Raw genomic sequence first — 14,712 nt, 5'->3', positions numbered from 1 at the left:
TCACGACATCGTGAAATGAAAGGGCCGCGTTGCGGCCCTTTTCTTTTCACACCCAGAGACCTCCATGACAGTCACCGAGCAGTTGAGCACGCTGGGACATATCCTTGCTCACGGCGACATCACCACCCTGTTCCAACCCATCGTCTCGCTTTCGGAGCGACGCATTCTCGGTTATGAAGCACTCAGCCGTGGACCATCCAACGGCCCGCTGCACTCCCCGATCAATTTGCTCGCCACAGCACGCCACGCCGGCCGGCTTAACGAACTGGAGATGACCTGCCGCGAAACAGCGTGCCGGCGTTACAGCCAGGGGGCGCTACGCGGCAAGCTCTTTCTCAACGCCTCACCGGAAACGCTACTTGACGCGACCCACAAGCCCGGGCGCACGCTCGAGCTGCTGCACACCTATGGGATTTCCGCGGACAACGTGGTCATCGAGCTGACCGAGCAGGCACCGGCCGACGATCTCGAGCTGCTGGACAAGGCGCTTCATCACTATCGCTCGATGGGCTTCAGCATAGCGCTCGACGACCTTGGTGCCGGATATTCGAGTTTGCGCCTGTGGTCCGAGCTGCGACCGGACTATGTGAAGATCGACCGCTATTTCATCGACGGCATCCATCTCGACCCCGTGAAGCGCGAGTTCGTAGAATCCATCCTGAAGATCGCCCGCGCATCGCGTGCCCACGTCATCGCCGAAGGTATCGAACTGCACGAGGAACTGGCGGTGCTGGCCGGCATGGGTATCGATCTGGTGCAGGGCTATCTGCTTGGACGTCCGCTGGAGTTGCCTGCCCAGGACATCGACGAGGTCCTGCCACCCCCGGAGGCCCAGCAGGCGGTCCTGGGCGAGGAGTCCGGCAACCTGTCCGGACTGCTTATCAGACAACCCGCCATGGCCGCAGAACGTCCGGTCGCTGAAATGCTCGAGGCGTTTCGACTGCAGCCGGCCCTGAACTCGATCGCCGTTTTGGACGTTGACGCCAGGCCGGTCGGCATACTTCACCGTAATCTCATTTCCGACGCGCTGCTCAAGCCCTACGCCACCGATCTGCTGGCACGCAAACCGCTTAGCCGCCTGATGAGCACGGATTTCCTCGCCGTCGAGCTCGACCAGTCGTTGCAACAGGTCAGCCGCTTGCTCACCAGCCGGGCGCGCCAAAGAATCGAGGAAGACTTCGTCATCACACAGGCAGGTCAATACCTCGGTCTGGGCCGCGTCATCGATGTTCTGAGGTTGATAACCGAACTGAAGATTCAGCAGGCGCGCCACGCCAATCCCCTGACACTGTTGCCGGGCAACGTACCTATCCAGCAGTGCCTGACCCGCCTGCTGCTACAGCGACGTAGGGCGATGGTCTGTTACGTCGACATCGACAACTTCAAACCTTTCAACGATCTGTATGGCTACGCCAAAGGCGATGAAGTGCTGCTGTGCCTGGCCCAATATCTGAACGACCGGGTCGACCCACAGATGGATTTCGTCGGCCATATTGGCGGGGATGATTTCATGCTGGTGCTAAGCGGTCACGACTGGGAGCAGCGCATTGCCGACTTGCACAGCACCTTCGCGCTTCGCAGCAGTGCCTTCTACCAGCCAGAACACCTCGCGGCCGGCTGCTTTATTTCCACCAGCCGTGACGGGCGTAAACAGCGCTATGCCCTGCTGTCACTCTCGATCGGGATCGTCAGCGTGCACCCGGAGCACACTGACCGCCTGGATGCAGGCAGGCTCGCCGCCCTTGCTTCGGAGGCCAAGCGCTTTGCCAAACAGGTGAACGGCCCGAGCTTCCACCTGATCGAGGCAGGGCAGCCAACGCAGGATGCCTACAACCCCAGTTGCTCCGCCTTCGCCTTGTAACGATCTGCCTGCTGGGGGTCTGCGGCCAGGCCGTGGCCGCCGGCACGATACAGTTGCTCGAGGCGAACCGCCGCCAGTGGATGCCCTGCCTCGGCCGCCTGGGACCACCAGCGCGCCGCCTCACTGCCATCCGGGCCGTGGGAGGCATCTTCGCTGAGGCTGATGACGCCCATCTGATATGCCGCTTTCACATCTCCCGCCTTGGCCGCCAGCCTTAGAAGGCGAACGCCTTCCAGCTTGGCACCATAGCCGCGCCCGCGGAAATACAGGATATGACCGTAGAAACTCTGCGCCGACACGTCGCCCAGCGCCGCCATCCGCGCGAATTGCCCTTCCATCCAACGCCAGATCTTCGGCTGCTGAACCGCGTAGTGCGACGTCATCAATTTGCGGGCAGTTAAATAACCGAGCCTTGCACGCAGCCTGCCCAGCATCAGAGTTCCTCCGAATAAACGAACTCGAAAACGCGCGCCACTTCTCCCGCATGCCAGGATGCAGCGGCGGCACCGTCCGCCGGCCCCGAGAAGCGTCCCAACCGCGCAGCACACTCGAAAAAGCCCGTGCGGGGCAACCGACTAGCACCCTGACTGATGACCAGTGCGCTGCGCAACGGGCGCTCCGAGCGGGCGTCCAGCGCAGCGAGGTGCTCCAGCGCGGCGGTAAGGGTTCGCATGGCGGGTGTGGGCAACTGGAGCCGCTCGACCAGCGCACGGTAGGTCACCAGATGTCTCTGCCGGCGAGCGGCATCCAGTTCGGCAAGCAGCGCCTGCCAGTGGTGCCGGCTGATGGATACTGACGTCAAGCGTCGCCCTCCCAGCCGGCAATTTCCAACGCACGTGCCAGTGCTCGACGAATCGCAGCATCGGGTTCGCGCTCTCCCGCCTCGATCAGCCCCAGGTAGGCTGGACTGATCCCCACAGCGCGCGCCAACGCCTCTTGTGAAAGCCCCTTGGCCTCACGCAGAGCGCTCAGCTCGACCAGGGACGGACGTGACTGAGCGCCACTGGGTGCGACATCAGTGGCAACGGCCGATTTGACACCGACCGCATTCAAAAGCGCCTGGTACTCGTCCCACGGCAGTACGGCGTATTCCGGCGAGCCGTCACGCATGATGACCTGTACATTCATCCGTATTTTCCCCAGGCGTCTTCGATCAGATGCGGAATCTTAACAGCCCTTGCCGCTCCTTGAAGCTACCAACCTGCCGCATGCGTTAGTGAATCGGGATAGAGACCGCAAATGCTCATCCGGCACCGACAGACGGCGGCGCTACACACGCCGCTGCTATCAGCTCGGCTGGCCGCCGGCCTTCGGTTCGTCCAACGCAGGCAAGCGTTGAAGCGATGCCTGCCGATCCGCAGTCTGGGCCTGCCTCCAGACCTTGAACGCCTCCAACTCACCAGACCACTTGCGCATTACCCAGCCCAGCACAGCCAGATCGTCGACGAACCCAAGACCAGGCAGCCAATCCGGGATGGCGTCGATTGGCGACAGGAAGTAGAGCAAGCCGGCCACCACAGCTATCAATGCATTAGGACTGATGGCCCGGTACTCGCCACGCCACCAAGCTACGCAAAGCGCCTGTAAAAGTGCCAGATCTTCTCGCAATCCTCTGAACAGCCCTCTTTTCGAAGAGGATTTGCGAGCCACCGCAAAGAGTAACGCGGGGATCTTTCCGCGTTTGATCAGACGCTGCGCGAGCGGAAAATATCGGATGAAATTCCAGGGAGCCTTCATCTGGGTTGCCTCCAGCCTGCGTCATCCCTGACCTCGTGAATGTTATCCACCGAAGCTGTGGATAACCTTGTGAACAGTTTATGGATGGTTGCCGCTAAGGCCCTGTTTACGGGGCCGCCCAACAGATCGGTGTTTTTTTATCCAGCCGCTTAAGGCCTTAAGAATCAATAGGTTACGATCATGCTGAAATTGTATTGAAACATGCCTGCAGGACACGCCGCGATCTATTCCGAATGTGCATAACCGCGGATTGTCAATGCTTTTACAAGCACTTTGACTGACGACGACACAGGGCGTTCGAACTTCCGGGGGCTAGGAATTGAGGGAAGAACATCCCAGGTGAGAATCAAAAAAGAGGTCGATCATTGCGATCGACCTCCCAAAACCTTACTGAATGCTGAGCTGCCCACGAATCTTGTCGAGGGTCGCCGAGCCGATGCCTTTTACCTCGAGCAGCTCATCTACCGAGCTGAACGGGCCATGCTCTTCCCGATAAGCGATGATTGCTTTTGCCTTGGTTTCACCGATGCCTCTCAGCTCACGGGAAAGCGTCTCAGCATCGGCAGCATTGAGGTTCACTGGGGCCGGGGCGACAGCCACAGCTGTCGGGGCAGGTTGTGCCTGAGTGGCGGCATAGCCACCGAAAGAAAAGCCGGAGAGTACGGCGAATGCCGCAGCGGCAAGAATAGCTTTACGCATAATCACGTCCTTATGAAAACCAAAGTATTCGTTCGCGGGACTTCCTGCTCCGCGTCAGCCAATCTAGTCGCCTGCCAGCTGATGTCAAAAACGAGGTTGCATATTTGCGAACCTCGTCAAGCTCAGCGCATGGCGTTGAACAGATTCAAGCCGCTGATTTTTACATAGCTCTGCTGCGCAGCCTCGAGGATCACTGTCTGGAAAGACAAACGCGAAAGCGCCTCGGCGTAGTCCAACTCACGCAGCTCGGCCTGAACGGACTTGTTCACCAGAGTAACGTCCTCGTTGTCGGTCTGAGTCGTCTCGATGACGTTCAGGCGAGCACCGATGTTGCCGCGAGCAGCATCGACGCTGATCATGCCGTGGTCGAGATTGGTCAGGGCTACGGCTACGGCGTCACGGACCCCACCACTGCTTGTAGTGGGCTCTTCCAGAGCAGAGCGAAGATTGGCGATGGTGTCGAGAATGCCTTGCTTTTCCGCGACCGGCACTTTGCCCTGAACGAGGATCTCGGAGCCAGTCGGCGGCAGCCCCCCGACAAATAGCGTTACGCCGCCGTACACAAGTTTGTCGTCGCTATCATTGTCGTTATCCAGATTGCTTGTGCCCAGCGAAACCTCCGCCCCACCGTCCCTAGGCATGCCGAATACTTGGTACTTGCCTTCTACAACCGGATCGAAGGCTATTCGGATTCCCCGATAGTTGGAGAACGCAACCTCGTCACTAACCAAAGGTGACGAAACAGGAAAACCGAGATTATTCGGGTCATCCACCTCAAGGCGCCCTGCATTGGTCACGTTTTCGAAAATCGACTTGCCGTTGTCGCTGATCGGGATATTGAGCGAACTGGCAATTTGCAGCTTCCGCTGCCCCTCGTCACCCTGGTAGCTATAGCTGCCGTTCCCTGCGCGCACGAACGGCGGCGTCTTGCCCTGAAAACCGGAGAATAGGTACTCGCCGCGCGCATTGCGAGTGTTCATCAGCGACAGCAACTCGTCTTCGCGCTCGGTCAACTCGGCTGCAATAGATTTGCGGTCTTCAGCGCTCAGACCACCATTGCCTGCCTGCACGGCCAGTTCTCGCACGCGCTGCAGGACGGTGTTTACCGAATTGAGTGTGACCTCCTCCTGGGTGAGGCTGTTCTTCGCGGCAGTCAGGTTGGCGTTGTACTGACCCAGCACATTCTGCTGCTGCTCCAGCTGCAGCAGACGCACCGACGCGACCGGATCATCCGCCGGCGTGAGAATACGGTTGCCGGTGCTGATCTGCTCCTGGGTGCGGGTCGCGTTGGCGTAGTTGCGCTGCAGACCGGAGACGCCGTTATTGAACGCTTGCAGGGTGGAAATGCGCATGGGCGGGCCTATTACCTGAAGGAGCTGATCAATGTATCGAACAAGGAACGGGCAACTTGAATGATCTGGGCCGAGGCGTTGTAGTACTGCTCGAACTTGATCAGATTTGCCGCCTCTTCATCCAGATTCACCGCCGACAGCGAGTCACGGTTGTCAGTGGCCTGCTTGAGGATCGAGCCCGTCGCTTCACTGTCCATTCGCGCCTGGGCCGTCAGCGTACCGACGCGCTCGACCAGTTCGCCGTAACCGTCGGTGAAGCTGACGCCCGATATGACATTCTCATCGGCGTCTAGCGAAACGTTAACAGTCTGCTTGCTTTGCAAGTCGACCAGCTTCAATGCGTTGCGGTTATCCGAAACGCCGCTCTGATTGAAATCAAGCGTGAAATCATCTCCAGCCTTTGGCGTACCGCTGAGCTGGACACTAAGTTCATACTTATAGCCGCCAGTCTCGAATGCTAGCTTGACGCTATTGGTTTGCCCCGCCTTGAAGCCACCATCCTCTATATCGGGTACGCTGGTAACTCCGGCCGGCAATAAGAAGTTGCCGTCGGCACCGAACTCCAACAATTTTCCATTGCCAAGGTAGCTCTGAAGAGCTTCCATTGCCTGCTTGGCATCTACAGCAAGCTTAGGGTTGCTAGAATCCAGCACCGATACAAGATCCGGCTGCGTAATTTTCCCCGTACCACTATTTTGTGGCCCCGCCTCAGCTCGCACCGGAGCAGCAAAGGCAAGCTGGTCCGCTTGGTCTAGCACTGCTGTAATATCGGCAGCACCGCGCCGGGTCGGCTGCAGACTGAACTTGTCGCCAACAAGTGGAGTTCCGCTCACCTGGACGCTGAAGCCCTGATCTCGACCTTTCGCATCGGCGAAAGTCAGTACTCCGGCGTCGAGCTGAACGCTCATTGGCTGGTTATCGCTCAATCTCCGGGCCTTGTAGCCGCTCGGGATGCTCCCGTCATACTCCAATAGGTAATCGCTAGTAGTAAGCACGCTTGTTTCGGTGATCTTCAGGGACGCATCTGCGGGCGTAACCGTGTTCAATGACGGGTTGCTGCCGAACGCTATAGCCCTGAGTCCTGCCAAGGCCTCATTGTTGTAATCGCCAAACAGAGCCTCCCCCACGTCACCTTTCAGATCCAGCCCCTGCCGCAGCTGAGTATTGACCTGATCACTGACGGCCAGCGAAAGGCGCCCTAGGGAGTTCATGGTCGAATCCAGCACTTCCTCACGATAGCGAATCAGCCCGCCGAGTTCGCCGCCGGTAATCTGCGAGGTGATGCCCTGCCGCGAGCCACCGCTGATGAACTGCACTTCATGACGGTTCGGGTCGCCCTGCCCTGGCACGACCTCCAGCTTGGCTACCGTACTGCCCACGACCAGCGGCTGGCCGCTGCCGATGAATACGTTGAAGCTGCTGTCATCCTGAGGAACAACCGTCACGCCGATGTAGCCCGATAACTGCCGAACAGCCTCGTCACGGGCGTCGAGCAGATCGTTCGGCTGCTTGCCGTTGGCCGCGGCGATGGCAATAGCCTCGTTGAGGCTACCGATGCTGCCTGCCAGACGATTCACCTGATCGGTGACAGCGGACATCTGCTTGTTGGTGAAACTGTTCTGCTCGGAAAGTCGGTCGTATACGGTATTGAAACGCCGCGCCAATCCCTCAGCCTCCGCCAGCACCAGCTGACGCGCCGGGATATTCGCCGGGTCCTCGGCAGCTGTCTGCAAGGCCGAGAAGAACTTTTGCAGCGAAGGCGTGATACCGGTGGTGGTGCCAGCCAGCAATGAATCGAGCTGATCGATCTGGCTTTTGTAAGCCTCGACATCACTGTTCAGCGATGTACTGCTACGCAGCTGGCTGGTGAGAAATTCGCTGTAGGAGCGACGCACGTCTACCAGCGAGGTACCCGATCCAATGTAACCGGCACCGCTGAATTGCGGCGAGCGTGTCGCCTGGCTCGCATCCTGGCGGCTATAGCCAGGCGTGTTGACGTTCGTGATGTTGTGTCCGGTGATGGAAAGTTGGGTTTTGCTGGCAGACAGGCCGGAAAGGCCAATGCTCAATAGGTCAGCCATGATTTAGCCTCTGGTCCGCATGGCGGGCACCGAATTCGCGTCGGCAACGGTCTGGTAAGTCTGCATCTTGCGGGCGATCTGGCTGATCTTGCGCGCGTATTGTGGGTCGGTGGCGTAGCCGGCTTTCTGCAGCTCCTTGACGAAGCGTTCCGAATCGCCGGTATTGCTCGCCACCTGAATGGCGGTCCGATAACGGTCGTTGTTTTCCAGCAGGCTGACGAAGTCGTCGAAGCTCTGCTCAAACGAATCGTAAGCGCGGAAGCCCGCTCTCTCGCGGGTTGCCGTACCGTTGACGTACTCGGTGGTCATCACGGTAGCCGACTCCCCTTTCCACCCGGTCGCCTTGATGCCAAACAGGTTGTGGCTGTTGCTGCCGTCCTTCTGACGGATCATGGATTTACCCCAGCCGGTCTCCAGCGCAGCTTGTGCGACCAGGAAACGCGGCTCGATGCCCAGGCGTTCGGCCGCCTTCTCTGCCATGGGCAGCATGGTGGCGATGAACTCCTCGGACGAATTGAACCGCGTCTTGCTCGGCGCGTTGGGCGCACTTTTCTCGACACCGTTGACGACCAACGGCTTGTCCTTGGGGGGCACAAACGCCGTGGCGGGTTTCCAATCGAGGTCGACCAGAGGCTGCGTACCTTCTGCGGCAGGTTTCTGCGCAGCCGCCGATACATCTGCCACTTGCCGCTCGATCGCCCGGCCTGGTAACGCAAGACGGCGCTGATTCAGCAACCGGGAATCATCTCGTGCGGACTCGACGGCAGCGGCCGGCTTGCTCGGCCATGCGGCCCCTTCGGTCTGCGCAACCTGGGCAAACGGATTGTTGCGTGTCGCGGTTTCGGTCTGCTTGCTCAACTGGCGCACCAGTACGTCTGCCAACCCGATGCCACCGCCTTCCTTCGAAAGACTGACAGACAGCTGCTGGTCATACATATCCTGGTATTGCTTGCTGGCCTGACTGTTCAGCGGGTTGTCCTTGGCCAGCACTTCGGTTGCCGAACGCATCGACTTGAGCATTTCGTTGAGAAACAACGACTCGAACTCCTGCGCAACCTTACGCACGTTCTCCTCACCGTCCCGATCCTTGCCAACCTTGAGCTGGCTGAGGCGATTGAGGTCGTTGTAGCTGCCGCTGTCGAGGCCGCGCGCTCCGCTTCCGAGACGATTTTCCATATCCCTGCCCTTAGATCACGATCAGGTCGGCTTGCAGAGCGCCAGCCTGCTTCAGTGCTTCAAGAATGGCCATCAGGTCGCTGGGCGCGGCGCCCACCTGATTCACCGCCCGGACGATCTCATCTAGCGTGGTACCCGGGCCGAACTTGAACATCGGCTTGGCTTCCTGATCGGCTTTTACCTTGCTGTTGGGCACGACGACGGTCTGACCATCCGAGAAGGGCTCCGGCTGGCTCACCTGTGGATCTTCGCTGATGGTGACGGTCAGACTGCCGTGGGTAACGGCGGCAGGTTGCACCCGCACGTTCTGGCCGATCACGATCGTCCCGGTACGCGAATTGATGATGACCTTGGCCACGGCCTGGCCAACCTCTACTTCGAGATTTTCCAGAATCGACAGGTAGTCCACGCGCTGACTCGGATCCAGCGGCGCGGTCACGCTGATCGAGCCGCCGTCGAGCGCCTGCGCTACACCCGGGCCTAGCAGGTCGTTGATCTGATCGACGATGTTCTTGGCCGTGGTGAAGTCCGGACGATTGAGATTCAGCGTCAGTGTATTGCCCTGATTGAAACCACTCGGCACCGGCCGTTCGACCGTAGCACCACCCGGAATCCGCCCAGCCGACGGCGAATTGACGGTGATCCGAGAGCCATCTGCGCCACCGGCATCGAAGCCCCCTACCACCAGGTTGCCCTGGGCGATAGCGTAAACGTTGCCGTCGATACCCTTCAGCGGCGCCATCAGCAGGCTGCCGCCACGCAGGCTCTTGGCGTTACCGATAGACGAGACGGTGATGTCGATGGTCTGTCCCGGCTTGGCGAACGGTGGCAGTTCGGCATGAATCGACACAGCCGCGACGTTCTTCAGCTGAATGTTGCCACCGGCCGGCACCTTGATGCCGAACTGGGCCAGCATGTTGTTGAAGGTCTGCACGGTGAACGGCGTCTGGGTGGTCTGGTCACCGCTACCGTTCAAGCCGACAACCAGGCCGTAGCCGATCAACTGGTTGCTACGAACACCATGGATGGTCGCGACATCCTTCAGACGCTCGGCCTGTGCGCCAGCACAGAGCGTGAGCAAACCCGCGAGCAGAAGCAGTTTTTTCCACATGACATCAGCTCCGGTCAGAAGGGCCACATCGGGCTCATGAAGAATCGGTCTAGCCAGCCAGGCTGGCTCGCATCGGCAAAGGCGCCGGTGCCCGAATAGGTAATGCGTGCATCGGCAATACGGGTAGACGGGACCGTGTTGTCGGTGGAGATATCGTCTGCGCGAACCAGGCCCGCAATGCGCACCAGTTCGTCGCCGGTATTGAGCGTCATCCACTTCTCGCCGCGCACGGCGAGGATGCCGTTGGGCAGCACTTCGGAGACGGTCACGGTGATCGAACCGGACAGGCTGTTGCTCTGTCCGGCCTGTCCAGAACCGGAAGTATCTCGTGACGCGTCGTACTCGGCGCCCAGGCTCATCGAGTTGCCGGTCAACGGATTGGCCATCGAGACGGCTCCTCCAAACAGCGAGCCAAGCCCGATGTTGGCGCTGCTGTCCTTCGAGAGCTGCGACGAGGCGTTCTTGCTGGCCTGAGTCCGCTCGTTGAGGGTGATGGTAATGATGTCGCCGACCCGATGAGCCTTGCGGTCGTCGTAGAGGTTGGTTTCGAAGCCTGCCTGATAGATCGCGCCGTTGTTCTGCGCCGCCGGCAACGGCGTGCGCGGCAGCACCGGAGCATAGTACGGGTCATTCGGTTTCGGCGCAGGAGCAACACATCCGACCAGCGCCAGGGCGGACGACATCGACACAACGATCAGCAAACGGCTCATAAACACCTCAAGCCATGACAGGCCATCGAAACTACTGCGAGCAGCACAAGGCGTGCGTGCCCGTATACAACGGCGAACGCGCGATCAGAGCTGCTGCGTGACGAACGACAGCATCTGGTCGGCGGTGGATATGACCTTGGAATTCATCTCGTAGGCACGCTGGGTGGTGATCATGTTCACCAGTTCCTCAACGACGCTGACGTTGGAGTTTTCCAGGGTGTTCTGCAGCACCGTACCCAAACCGTTGAGGCCCGGCGTGCTGACCTGAGGCGCGCCGCTTGCCGCGGTCTCCAGGAACAGGTTACTGCCCATCGCCTGCAGACCTGCCGGGTTGATGAAGTCGGCCGTCTGCAGGTTGCCAATGATCTGCGGCTGCGGATTGCCCACGGTGGTCACCGAGACAGTTCCGTCCTCGCCCACGGTGAAGGTCTGGGTCTCCGGCGGTACCACGATGGCCGGCTCCAGCGCATAGCCGTTGGAGGTCACCAATTGGCCATCGGAGCTCAGATGGAAGCTGCCGTCACGGGTGTAGGAAACCGTGCCATCGGGCAGCAGTACCTGGAAGAAACCGCGACCGTTGACCGCCATATCCAGCGGCTGCTCGGTGGTCTGCAGGCTACCGGCGGTGAAGATCTTCTGCGTGCCGGTCACCCGCACACCGGTACCCAACTGAAGGCCGGAGGGCAGTTCGCTGTCCTGGCTGGACTGACCGCCAGGCTGACGGCGAATCTGATAGAGCAGGTCCTGAAACTCGGCACGGTCACGTTTGAAGCCGGTGGTAGAAACGTTGGCCAGGTTGTTGGAAATGGTCGTCAGGTTCATGTCCTGGGCGGACAGTCCGGTCTTGCTGACCCAAAGTGCTGGAAGCATGAGCTTTCTCCTCGTGCGCCGCCGGCGCCACGCTATTAGCTGAGTTGCAGTACGCGCGCCATGGCAGCCGCGTCATCTTCGGCGGTGCGCATCATCTTTACGTGCAGTTCGAACTGGCGAGACAGTGCCAGGATGGAAGTCATTTCGGATACCGCATTCACATTGCTCGCCTCGAGAAAACCCGAGACGACCCGTACGTTCGCGTCAGGCTCGATAGGCTGGCCATCCTTCAGCCGAATCAGGCCATCAGTGCCCTTTTCCAGCTGCTGCGGATCAGGGTTGACCAGCTTAATGCGATCCACGGTGACCACAACGTTCGGGTCCTCGCCCAGCGCGCGAATACTGATGGTGCCGTCATTGCCGACGTCCACCTTCTCCTCCGGCGGAATCGCGATCGGCCCGCCATTGCCCAGCACCGGCATACCGTCTGCGGTACGCAACATGCCAAGCACGTCAATATTCAGGCTGCCGGTGCGGACGTAGGCCTCACTGCCATCTGGCGCCTGCACCGCAATCCAGCCCTCGCCTTCGACGGCGACATCAAGATCACGGCCGGTTTCCTGCAAGGTGCCCGGCGTGAAGTCGGTGCCCGGACGCTCGGACATCGCATACACCCTCGCAGGATGACTGTCGCCAAAGACCTGCATCGAGCGAGCTTGCTCGAAATCCCGGCGAAAGCCGGTGGTGGAAATATTCGCCAGATTGTTGGCATGGGCCTGCTGGGCCCGCGCATTCTGGCTGGCACCGGTCATGGCCACGTAGAGCATCTTGTCCATCGACATCTCCGAGACGCGAGTTTGACACTTGCGATTCTGTTGCAGATGAAAAATGCAAGGCGCGTGCCATCACCGAAAGGACCACTTAAGAAGCTGATTTATATAGGTTTTACAGAAAAAAAGAAGGCCCTTACGGGCCTTCTTCGAAAGGAGCGGCGGAATAATGCCGTCAGCGGCAACCTTCTTTGCCGCTGGCTATTACCGCAGATTGATGATGGTCTGCGTGATAGCGCTTTCGGTTTCGATGGTCTTGGCGTTCGCCTGATAGTTGCGCTGGGCGACGATCAGATTGACCAGCTGGTCCGAAAGCTCGACGTTGGAGTCCTCCAGCGCACCTGCCTGCAGGGCACCGAGCGTACCGGAGCCTGGCGTGCCGACCACGGGCTCGCCTGACTCGAACGATTGCACCCACTGCGACTTGCCCACCGGGGTGAGGCCTTGGACATTGGCGAAGTTCGCCAGGATGATCTGCCCCTGCACCTTGGACTGACCATTGGTGTAGCGAGCGAAGATCACACCGGTGTCGTCGATTTCCAGACCTGCCAGCTCACCGGTGGTGTAACCATCCTGAGCAACACTGTTCACCGCGAAGGCACTGGCGAACTGCGATGACTTGGAAAAGTCGAGAACGATGCCGTCCGGGTTGGCCAGCGCGCCGTTGGCCGCCCATGTAGCAGGCGTACCGCCGTCGGATATGGCAGGAATCCAGCCGTTGCCGGTTCCGGCGGCAGCCTCGGCCGCCGTCGCACTGTTCAGGGTGATCTTGTTATCCGCCGAAACGCTGAACATCGGCGACGCGCCGGTATCGATGCTCTGCAGCGCACCGGACGAATCGAATGCCAGCCCCATGACATAGGGCTGAGGCGGCTCCTGTCCTGGCTCAGCCGGGTTGCGTCCGTCAACCAGCACCTTCATGTCCCAGGTATTGGCGCTGGTCTTGACGAAATACTGCGTCATGACGTGCGCGTTACCCTGCGAATCGTAAATGTTCAGCGACGTGGAGCTGCTGTAAGTAGTGGGATCGGATGGATTAAACGTAGCGCCGGCAGCAGCCAAAGCCGCCGTGGCATCTCCAGAGCTCGCAAGCTCAGCATCGTAAGCGGCCTGCCATGTTGCAGGCGATTTCTGCGTCGAGTTCAGGTTGAAGGCCGTGTTGATCTGGCTGGTAGCCTTCGGCGCCTGATTGGTCGTCTGCACTTGCAAGTTACCCACGACGCCGTTCTGCAGATTGCCGTTGTCATCTACCGGGAAGCCTTGCAGCTTGTAGCCGAAGTTATCGACCAGGAAGCCCTCACGGTCGGTACCGAAATAACCCGCGCGCGTATAGCTGACTGCGCCATTGTTGCTGACCTGGAAGAACCCGTTGCCATTGATCGCCAGATCCAGCGCATTCTGCGTGTAGTTGATGTTGCCCTGATTGAACTGCTGAGAAATGTTCGACATCAGCACACCGCTGCCCTGCGGGTTTTTCCCGGTGCCGAGCACGGAGGCCGCATACACATCGGAGAACTCTGCACGCGATTGTTTGAAGCCCACGGTGCCGGCGTTGGCAATGTTGTTGCCGGTGACATTGAGATCTTTACTCGCCGCACGCAGGCCGCTAAGACCGATATTGAAGGACATTGAATCGCTCCTTTGCCGAAGTGCCGGCGGTTATTGTCCGATGACCTGGACTTGAGAAAGCCCGATGCTGCCAACACCGGCAAGGTTGAGCATCAGCTCCCCGCCGTTCTGCCCGAGGGTTACGCTGTCGACGTTAGCCGGCAGCAAGGTATACAACCCCTTGGTTTCGCCCTGATACGTAGCCTGCGCCTCGAATCGATAGGTGCCGGGCGGCAAGACCTTGCCGCTGGAATCCTTGCCATCCCACATGAAGGAGATGTTCCCGGCCTCTTGCGCACCCATGTTCACGCGACCAACCGCAGCGCCGGTACTGTCGTAGATGTTCACGAACACATTGCTGCTCGACGTCGGCAGGACCAGGCTGGCCTTGAAGGTTTCACTGGTATCGACCACGGCCTTGTCGGCCGGCACGATCACCTTGCGCCCGACCAGGGACGAGGCCTGGAGCGCCTGCGAAGACTGATAGCCGGAAAGGATGGTTTCCATGCTGGAATTCAGTTTCTCGACACCCTCGACGGTGCTGAACTGCGCCAGCTGACCGATGAACTCGCCGTTTTCCTGAGGTTCCAGCGGATTCTGGTTGTTCATCTGGGCAACCAGCAGTTCAAGGAACTCGTTCTTGCCAAGGTCGTTCCCCTTGACCTCGCGATCCTCTCCGAACTGGTACTGCTCGAGTATCGAACTGGTACCGCCAACGCCGCTTGTAGTGCTCATGA

Annotated in this window: 15 protein-coding genes; 1 reads left to right on the top strand and 14 read right to left on the bottom strand. The window is 59.6% G+C overall.

What is annotated here, in order from left to right; translation table 11 throughout:
* Positions 1-64 precede the first annotated feature (64 nt).
* The gene (locus CW305_RS03045) at positions 65-1,861 is read left to right on the top strand and encodes a bifunctional diguanylate cyclase/phosphodiesterase (RefSeq protein ID WP_104097079.1); all 1,797 of its coding nucleotides are present in this window, start codon (positions 65-67) and stop codon (positions 1,859-1,861) included.
* On the opposite strand, the gene CW305_RS03040 is transcribed toward CW305_RS03045, so the two are convergent.
* From CW305_RS03040 to flgD, 14 genes are all read right to left on the bottom strand, one after another.
* Positions 1,828-2,295, bottom strand: a complete 468-nt coding sequence (locus tag CW305_RS03040; protein WP_003301275.1) for an SEL1-like repeat protein — start codon at positions 2,293-2,295, stop codon at positions 1,828-1,830. The genes CW305_RS03045 and CW305_RS03040 overlap by 34 nt on opposite strands.
* Positions 2,295-2,663 (bottom strand): hypothetical protein, encoded by a 369-nt coding sequence (locus CW305_RS03035; protein WP_003301276.1) that lies wholly within the window; start codon positions 2,661-2,663, stop codon positions 2,295-2,297. The genes CW305_RS03040 and CW305_RS03035 overlap by 1 nt, the downstream gene beginning before the upstream one ends.
* Positions 2,660-2,989 carry a helix-turn-helix transcriptional regulator gene (locus CW305_RS03030; RefSeq protein ID WP_014819782.1) on the bottom strand — a complete coding sequence of 110 codons (330 nt, stop codon included), beginning with the start codon at positions 2,987-2,989 and terminating at the stop codon, positions 2,660-2,662. Before CW305_RS03030 ends, CW305_RS03035 begins: the two co-directional genes overlap by 4 nt.
* A 159-nt stretch (positions 2,990-3,148) precedes the next feature.
* A complete protein-coding gene (locus tag CW305_RS03025) occupies positions 3,149-3,598 on the bottom strand; it encodes a YkvA family protein (protein WP_104097078.1) in 450 nt (149 codons plus the stop codon).
* Between the two features lie 387 nt (positions 3,599-3,985).
* The gene (locus tag CW305_RS03020; protein WP_003301282.1) at positions 3,986-4,297 is read right to left on the bottom strand and encodes a ComEA family DNA-binding protein; all 312 of its coding nucleotides are present in this window, start codon (positions 4,295-4,297) and stop codon (positions 3,986-3,988) included.
* Positions 4,298-4,419: 122 nt separating this feature from the next.
* Entirely contained in the window at positions 4,420-5,649 is a 1,230-nt protein-coding gene (gene flgL, locus CW305_RS03015) for a flagellar hook-associated protein FlgL (RefSeq protein WP_014819780.1), read from the bottom strand.
* Between the two features lie 11 nt (positions 5,650-5,660).
* The gene (gene flgK, locus CW305_RS03010) at positions 5,661-7,730 is read right to left on the bottom strand and encodes a flagellar hook-associated protein FlgK (protein ID WP_104097077.1); all 2,070 of its coding nucleotides are present in this window, start codon (positions 7,728-7,730) and stop codon (positions 5,661-5,663) included.
* A gap of 3 nt (positions 7,731-7,733) precedes the next feature.
* A complete protein-coding gene (gene flgJ / locus CW305_RS03005; protein WP_104097076.1) occupies positions 7,734-8,906 on the bottom strand; it encodes a flagellar assembly peptidoglycan hydrolase FlgJ in 1,173 nt (390 codons plus the stop codon).
* 10 nt (positions 8,907-8,916) lie between these two features.
* Positions 8,917-10,017, bottom strand: coding sequence for a flagellar basal body P-ring protein FlgI (locus CW305_RS03000; protein ID WP_023445470.1), 1,101 nt, complete (start codon positions 10,015-10,017; stop codon positions 8,917-8,919).
* 14 nt (positions 10,018-10,031) lie between these two features.
* Positions 10,032-10,727, bottom strand: coding sequence for a flagellar basal body L-ring protein FlgH (flgH, locus tag CW305_RS02995; protein ID WP_014819776.1), 696 nt, complete (start codon positions 10,725-10,727; stop codon positions 10,032-10,034).
* An 84-nt stretch (positions 10,728-10,811) separates the two neighbouring features.
* On the bottom strand, positions 10,812-11,597 hold the full coding sequence (gene flgG, locus CW305_RS02990; protein ID WP_014819775.1) for a flagellar basal-body rod protein FlgG: 786 nt from the start codon (positions 11,595-11,597) through the stop codon (positions 10,812-10,814).
* A 35-nt stretch (positions 11,598-11,632) separates the two neighbouring features.
* Entirely contained in the window at positions 11,633-12,373 is a 741-nt protein-coding gene (flgF, locus tag CW305_RS02985) for a flagellar basal-body rod protein FlgF (RefSeq protein ID WP_014819774.1), read from the bottom strand.
* A gap of 198 nt (positions 12,374-12,571) precedes the next feature.
* Complete coding sequence (flgE, locus tag CW305_RS02980) at positions 12,572-13,996, bottom strand: flagellar hook protein FlgE (RefSeq protein ID WP_104097075.1); 1,425 nt, start codon at positions 13,994-13,996, stop codon at positions 12,572-12,574.
* 30 nt (positions 13,997-14,026) lie between these two features.
* The gene (gene flgD / locus CW305_RS02975; RefSeq protein WP_023445473.1) at positions 14,027-14,710 is read right to left on the bottom strand and encodes a flagellar hook assembly protein FlgD; all 684 of its coding nucleotides are present in this window, start codon (positions 14,708-14,710) and stop codon (positions 14,027-14,029) included.
* Between the last annotated feature and the right edge of the window lie 2 nt (positions 14,711-14,712).

The organism is Stutzerimonas kunmingensis, from assembly GCF_002929225.1.
Lineage (GTDB): Bacteria > Pseudomonadota > Gammaproteobacteria > Pseudomonadales > Pseudomonadaceae > Stutzerimonas.
This window is presented reverse-complemented; position numbering and strand designations above follow the sequence as displayed.

Excerpts from the sequence above, each read along its gene's own strand:
- CW305_RS03045 (WP_104097079.1), top strand. The coding sequence starts at position 65 with ATGACAGTCACCGAGCAGTTGAGCACGCTGGGACATATCCTTGCTCAC.
- CW305_RS03040 (WP_003301275.1), bottom strand. The coding sequence starts at position 2,295 with ATGCTGGGCAGGCTGCGTGCAAGGCTCGGTTATTTAACTGCCCGCAAA.
- CW305_RS03030 (WP_014819782.1), bottom strand. The coding sequence starts at position 2,989 with ATGAATGTACAGGTCATCATGCGTGACGGCTCGCCGGAATACGCCGTA.
- CW305_RS03025 (WP_104097078.1), bottom strand. The coding sequence starts at position 3,598 with ATGAAGGCTCCCTGGAATTTCATCCGATATTTTCCGCTCGCGCAGCGT.
- CW305_RS03020 (WP_003301282.1), bottom strand. The coding sequence starts at position 4,297 with ATGCGTAAAGCTATTCTTGCCGCTGCGGCATTCGCCGTACTCTCCGGC.
- flgL (WP_014819780.1), bottom strand. The coding sequence starts at position 5,649 with ATGCGCATTTCCACCCTGCAAGCGTTCAATAACGGCGTCTCCGGTCTG.
- flgK (WP_104097077.1), bottom strand. The coding sequence starts at position 7,730 with ATGGCTGACCTATTGAGCATTGGCCTTTCCGGCCTGTCTGCCAGCAAA.
- flgJ (WP_104097076.1), bottom strand. The coding sequence starts at position 8,906 with ATGGAAAATCGTCTCGGAAGCGGAGCGCGCGGCCTCGACAGCGGCAGC.
- CW305_RS03000 (WP_023445470.1), bottom strand. The coding sequence starts at position 10,017 with ATGTGGAAAAAACTGCTTCTGCTCGCGGGTTTGCTCACGCTCTGTGCT.
- flgH (WP_014819776.1), bottom strand. The coding sequence starts at position 10,727 with ATGAGCCGTTTGCTGATCGTTGTGTCGATGTCGTCCGCCCTGGCGCTG.
- flgG (WP_014819775.1), bottom strand. The coding sequence starts at position 11,597 with ATGCTTCCAGCACTTTGGGTCAGCAAGACCGGACTGTCCGCCCAGGAC.
- flgF (WP_014819774.1), bottom strand. The coding sequence starts at position 12,373 with ATGGACAAGATGCTCTACGTGGCCATGACCGGTGCCAGCCAGAATGCG.
- flgE (WP_104097075.1), bottom strand. The coding sequence starts at position 13,996 with ATGTCCTTCAATATCGGTCTTAGCGGCCTGCGTGCGGCGAGTAAAGAT.
- flgD (WP_023445473.1), bottom strand. The coding sequence starts at position 14,710 with ATGAGCACTACAAGCGGCGTTGGCGGTACCAGTTCGATACTCGAGCAG.